Annotated in this window: 7 protein-coding genes; all 7 read left to right on the top strand. The window is 74.3% G+C overall.

Annotated elements, in window-relative coordinates; all coding sequences use genetic code 11:
• A partial coding sequence (locus HGA02_RS08840; RefSeq protein WP_168678702.1) for a WCX domain-containing protein occupies positions 1–244 on the top strand: 244 nt, incomplete at its 5' end.
• Positions 237–1,211: a helix-turn-helix transcriptional regulator gene (locus HGA02_RS08835; protein WP_168678701.1), complete on the top strand. Its 975-nt coding sequence runs from the start codon at positions 237–239 to the stop codon at positions 1,209–1,211. The genes HGA02_RS08840 and HGA02_RS08835, both read left to right, overlap by 8 nt.
• 4 nt (positions 1,212–1,215) lie before the next feature.
• A complete protein-coding gene (locus HGA02_RS08830) occupies positions 1,216–1,545 on the top strand; it encodes a hypothetical protein (RefSeq protein ID WP_168678700.1) in 330 nt (109 codons plus the stop codon).
• Between the two features lie 67 nt (positions 1,546–1,612).
• Positions 1,613–1,813 (top strand): Sec-independent protein translocase subunit TatA, encoded by a 201-nt coding sequence (gene tatA, locus HGA02_RS08825; RefSeq protein WP_168678699.1) that lies wholly within the window; start codon positions 1,613–1,615, stop codon positions 1,811–1,813.
• A 43-nt stretch (positions 1,814–1,856) separates the two neighbouring features.
• Entirely contained in the window at positions 1,857–2,645 is a 789-nt protein-coding gene (tatC, locus tag HGA02_RS08820) for a twin-arginine translocase subunit TatC (protein ID WP_124342823.1), read from the top strand.
• Positions 2,642–3,556: a diacylglycerol kinase family protein gene (locus HGA02_RS08815; RefSeq protein WP_168678698.1), complete on the top strand. Its 915-nt coding sequence runs from the start codon at positions 2,642–2,644 to the stop codon at positions 3,554–3,556. Before tatC ends, HGA02_RS08815 begins: the two co-directional genes overlap by 4 nt.
• A gap of 74 nt (positions 3,557–3,630) precedes the next feature.
• On the top strand, positions 3,631–5,703 hold a 2,073-nt coding region (locus HGA02_RS08810), incomplete at its 3' end, for a DEAD/DEAH box helicase (RefSeq protein WP_425483051.1).

Below are 5,703 nucleotides of genomic sequence, written 5' to 3'. Positions count from 1 at the left end.
GGTGCCGGCGCCGGTGGACGCGCCGGACGTGTGGTCGGACCCGCGTGCGGCGGCGGCGCTGGCGCAGCGGGACGTGGTGCACGTGCCGTTCCGGCTGGACTGGGAGCTGGCGGAGGAGCTCGTGGGGTACGGCGACGCGGTGGTGGTGCTGGACCCGCCGAGCGTGCGGCACGCGGTGCTGCACCTGCTGCGGACGGCGGCGACGCTGGACCGGACGAGCGTCGGGGGAGGGTCGGATGGCTGAGCGCGCGAGCGACCGCCTGCTGCGCATGCTCGGGATGATCACGTACCTGGACCGGCACGCGGGTGTCCCGGTGGAGGAGATCGCGGAGCAGTTCGGGGTGACGGCGGACCAGGTGCTGTCGGACATCGACACGTTGTGGGTCACGGGGACGCCGGGGTACTTCCCGCACGACCTGATCGACTTCGACGCGGCGTCGTACGAGCAGGGTGTCGTGCGGCTCACGGAGTCGCGGGGGATGACGCGTCCGCTGCGGCTGGGCGCGCGTGAGGCGGTGGCGCTGCTCGCGGCGCTGCGGGCGCTGGACTCGTCGCTGCGGCCGGCGCTCGACCCGGAGCAGGCCGCGGTGCTGTCGTCCGCGCTGGACAAGCTGACGGCGGCGGCGGGTGACGCGGCGGCGGCGCTCGACGTGCGGCTGGGGCTCGACGCGGCGCCGGACGTGGCGACGGCGGTGGCGACGGCGCTGCGCAACGGGCGCCGTCTGCACCTGCGGTACGTGGACGCGTCGGACGTGACGACGGAGCGGGACGTGGACCCGCTGCGGCTCGTCACGGACGACGAGCGCTCGTACCTGCTGGCGTGGTGCCGCCTCGTCGACGGGGAGCGCCTGTTCCGGGTGGACCGCATCCTGGCGGCGGAGGTGCTCGACGCGCCGGTCGCGGACCACACGGTCGCGCCGGACGCGGGGGAGTTCCAGCCCGGACCGGACGGCGAGCTCGTGACGTTGCACCTGCGCAGCTCGGCGCGGTGGGTCGCGGAGAGCACGCCCGTGGAGGCGGTGCGGAACCTCGAGGACGGCTCGTTCGAGGTGGACCTGCGTGTCCTGCGCCCGGCGTGGCTGCGGCACCTGGTGCTGCAGGTCGCGGACGAGGTGCTCGACGTGCGGCCCGCGCGGGTGGCGACGGAGGTCGCGGCAGCCGCGCGCGCCGCGCTGGCCGCGTACGGGCCGCTCGCGGACGAGGAGGGCTGACGCCGTGCTGTGGTTCACCGTGTGGACGGTGCTGGTCGTGGGCACGCTCGTCGGCGCGTTCTTCCTGGGGCGGCGGCTCTGGCGGTCGGGGCTCGCGCTCGGCCGGGAGCTCGCGAAGGCCGGGCAGACGTGGGAGCAGCTCGGCGACCGGCTGGCGGAGCTGCAGGCGCTGGCGGAGCAGAACCGCGTGGACACCGGGCCGACGGTGCTGACGCCGCGGGGTCCGCTGGTCGAGCGTCGGGCGGCCCTCCGTGAGGAGCGCACCGCACGTCGCGCGGCGCGCGAGCAGCGGCACTGGCGCACGCGCGAGTCGTGGCGTGCGTACTGGAGCTGAGGGAGCATCCGGACAGGTCCGGCGGGGTTAGGATTCGCGGGACTCGCACCGCGACGGAGGTAGCCCCGTGATCCGAAACCTGAGCGCCTGGCACATCATCGTGCTGGTGCTGGTCGTCCTGCTGCTGTTCGGGGCGAACCGCCTCCCGGGGCTCGCCAAGAGCGTCGGCCAGTCGATGAAGATCTTCAAGACCGAGGTCAAGGACCTGCGGGACGACGACAAGCGTCCTGACGAGCCGACCGAGGGCACCACGCCTCCGAAGGTCTGACCGCGTGAGCAGCTCCCGCCGCGGGCGCGACCCCGGCGGCAGGATGCCGCTGCGGGCCCACCTCCTCGAGCTGAGGAAGCGCCTCGTCCTCGCGTCCATCGGCGTCGTGCTCGGCGCCGTGCTCGCCTGGATCTTCTACGACCCCGTCTTCGAGGCCATCCAGCAGCCGTTGGAGGCCGCCGGATCGACGCGTGACGGGCTCGTCTCCCTGAACTTCGCGGGCGTCGCCGCGCCCTTCGACATGCGGGTCAAGATCACGATCTTCCTGGGCGTGATCCTGTCGAGCCCGTGGTGGCTGTACCAGCTGTGGGCGTTCATCACGCCCGGGCTGACCCGCCGTGAGCGCGGGTACGCGTTCGGGTTCCTGGGTGCGGCCGTGCCGCTGTTCCTGGGTGGTGCGCTGCTGGCCTGGTACGTGCTGCCGCACGCCGTGCAGCTCCTCATCGAGTTCACGCCGTCGGGTGCGACCAACCTGGTGGACGCGCAGACGTACCTCGGGTTCGTCATGCGCGTGATGCTCGTCTTCGGCCTCGCGTTCCTGCTGCCCGTGGTGATGGTCGCGCTGAACTTCGCGGGTCTCGGCACGGCGGCGACGTGGCGCAAGGGCTGGCGGTGGGCCGTGATGATCGCGTTCACGTTCAGCGCGATCATGACGCCCACGCCGGACGCGATCACGATGATCGCGGTCGCGATCCCGATCTGCCTGCTCTACGCGGGGGCGCTGGTGATCTGCACGGTGCACGACCGTCGGGTCGACCGTCGTCGGGTCGCGGCGGGCCTGCCGCGTCTCGACGGCACGTTCCCCGACGACGCCGAGCCTGCCGCCACGTGAGGCACGTCGGCGTCGTCGTGAACCCGACGGCGGGCAAGGGACGCGGGGCGCAGGCGGGCCGGCGCGTGCACGAGCTGCTGGTGGCGCGCGGCACGAAGGTCGAGGACCTGTCCGCGCCGACGCTCGCGCAGGCCACCGACCGGGCGCGTGCGGCCGCGGTCCAGGGTCTCGACGCGCTCGTCGTGGTCGGCGGCGACGGCATGGTGCACCTCGGGGCGAACGTCGTCGCGGGCACCGCGCTGCCGCTCGGGATCGTCGCGGCCGGCACGGGCAACGACATCGCCCGCGCGCTGGGGCTCCCGCGCGGCGACGTCGAGGCGGCCGTCGACGTCGTCGAGCGCGCGCTCGACACGGGCCCGCGCCGGATCGACGCGGTGCGCGCCGGCACGCCCGAGCACTCCGCGCACGAGTGGTTCCTCGGCGTGCTGTCGTGCGGGATCGACGCGGCCGTGAACGCGCGTGCGAACACCATGACGTGGCCCGCCGGGTCGGCCCGGTACGTGCGCGCCCTGGCGGCCGAGCTCGCCGCGTTCCGGCCCTACGGGTACCGCGTGACCCTCGACGACCGGACGTGGGAGTCGGCCGGCACGCTCGTCGCCGTCGCGAACGTCCGGTCGTTCGGCGGCGGGCTGCGGATCGCGCCCGACGCGCAGGTCGACGACGGCCTGCTCGACGTCGTCGTCGCGGGACCGCTCTCGCGGTCGGCGGTGACGCGGATCTTCCCCGGCATCTACCAGGGCCGGCACGTGCACCACCCGGCGGTGACCGTCGTGCGCAGCCGGTCGGTGCTCATCGAGCCGCTCCTCGACACGGGGGTGGCGCCTCCGGCGGCGTTCGCGGACGGTGAGCGGGTCGGGCCGCTCCCGCTGCGCGTCCAGGTCGACCCGGGGGCCCTGTCCGTCCTCGCCTGACCCGTCCGCGAGCGCGCGCGGCGCGCCCGGGGCTCGGAGCGTGCGACGTGCCCCCGCGTGCCTAGGGTGTGCGTGTGGTGTCACGCAGGCGTCGTCCGTCCTCCGGTCCCGGCTCGTCGACGGTGTCGGCCGAGCCGTCGCCCGCCGAGCGGTACGCGGCCGCGCGCCGCCGCGCGGAGACCGAGCGCGGCGAGCTCGCGCAGTTCCGCGAGCTGCTGAGCTTCCCCCTCGACGACTTCCAGGTCGAGGCGTGCGCCGCCCTCGAGCGCGGCAGCGGCGTCCTCGTCGCGGCGCCCACGGGCGCGGGCAAGACGGTCGTGGGGGAGTTCGCGGTGCACCTGGCCCTCGCGGCGGGTCGCAAGGCGTTCTACACGACGCCGATCAAGGCGCTGTCGAACCAGAAGTACGGCGACCTGGTGCGCCGCTACGGCCCCGAGCGGGTCGGGCTGCTCACGGGTGACACGACCATCAACGGGGAGGCGCCGGTCGTCGTCATGACGACCGAGGTGCTGCGCAACATGCTGTACGCGGGCTCGCAGACCCTCGCCGGGCTCGGGTTCGTCGTGATGGACGAGGTGCACTACCTCGCCGACCGGTTCCGTGGACCCGTCTGGGAGGAGGTGATCATCCACCTGCCCGACGACGTGCAGCTCGTGTCGCTGTCGGCGACCGTCTCGAACGCGGAGGAGTTCGGCGACTGGCTCGCGACGGTCCGCGGCGACACCGAGGTCGTCGTCAGCGAGCACCGTCCCGTGCCGCTCGGCCAGCACGTCCTCGTCCGCGGCGACCTGCTCGACCTGTACGCGGGCCACGTCGACCCCACGGACCCGGGTGTCGACCCGCCCATCAACCCGGACCTGGTCCAGCTGCTGCGCCGCGGCGAGCGCTCGGAGGGCCCGGGGCGGCGCGGGCCGGGTGACCGTGGCTACCGCGGGCGTGGTGGGCACCGGCCCGGGGGAGGGTCGGTCTTCGGGCGCCCGACCCCGCGGTTCGCGGTGGTCGACGCGCTCGACAAGGACGAGCTCCTGCCGGCGATCGTGTTCATCTTCTCCCGCGCGGGCTGCGAGGGGGCCGTGCAGCAGTGCCTGGCCGCGGGCGTGCGCCTCACCGACCCGGCCGAGCAGGCGACGATCCGGCGCATCGTCGAGGAGCGGTGCGCCGCCGTCCCGCCCGAGGATCTCGACGTGCTCGGCTACTGGGACCTCCTCGACGCCCTCACGCGGGGTGTCGCGGCGCACCACGCGGGCATGCTGCCGCTGTTCAAGGAGACCGTCGAGGACCTGTTCTCCCGCGGCCTCGTCAAGGTCGTGTTCGCGACGGAGACGCTCGCGCTCGGCATCAACATGCCCGCCCGGTCCGTGGTCCTGGAGAAGCTCGTCAAGTGGGACGGTTCGAGCCACGTCGACGTGACCCCGGGGGAGTACACGCAGCTCACCGGGCGTGCGGGGCGCCGCGGCATCGACACCGAGGGGCACGCCGTCGTCGTCGCGCACTCCGGGCTCGACCCGGTGCAGCTCGCGGGCCTCGCGTCGAAGCGGCTCTACCCGCTGCGCTCGAGCTTCCGGCCCACGTACAACATGGCGGTCAACCTCGTCGCGCAGGTGGGTCGCGACCGTGCCCGCGAGGTCCTGGAGACGTCCTTCGCGCAGTTCCAGGCGGACCGGGGAGTCGTCGGGCTCGCCCGGCAGGCGCAGTCGCACGCCGAGGCGCTCGACGGGTACGCCGAGGCCATGCGGTGCCACCTCGGCGACTTCGCCGAGTACGCGCGCATCCGCCGTGACATCAGCCGGCTCGAGCGCGACCAGTCCCGCGCCGCGGCCGCCGCCCGTCGGGCCGACGTCGCCCGCTCGCTCGAAGGCCTGCACGTCGGTGACGTGCTCGAGATCCCCGTCGGGCGACGCTCCGGGCACGCCGTCGTCATCGACCCCGGCGGCGCCAGCGGGTTCGACGGCCCCCGGCCCGGGTTCGCGGGTGTCATGGCGTACTCGGTGCGCGAGGCCGTGTGGCTGGCGCGCGAGGGCGTCGACGACGTGCTGCTCGGCTACCCGAGCGTCGACACGGGTGCGCTCGACGAGGTCGCCGCCGACCCGCGCGCCGCGGCGGCCGTGACGCTCATGGTCGACGACGTCGCGCAGGCCGACCTGGCC

The organism is Cellulomonas septica, from assembly GCF_012396155.1.
Taxonomy (GTDB): Bacteria; Actinomycetota; Actinomycetes; order Actinomycetales; family Cellulomonadaceae; genus Cellulomonas; species Cellulomonas septica.
Note: the sequence above shows the minus strand (reverse complement) of the source record. Positions and strands in the feature narration are given on the sequence as shown.

Coding starts and splice junctions, on each gene's coding strand:
- HGA02_RS08835 (WP_168678701.1), top strand. CDS start 237: ATGGCTGAGCGCGCGAGCGACCGCCTGCTGCGCATGCTCGGGATGATC.
- tatC (WP_124342823.1), top strand. CDS start 1,857: ATGCCGCTGCGGGCCCACCTCCTCGAGCTGAGGAAGCGCCTCGTCCTC.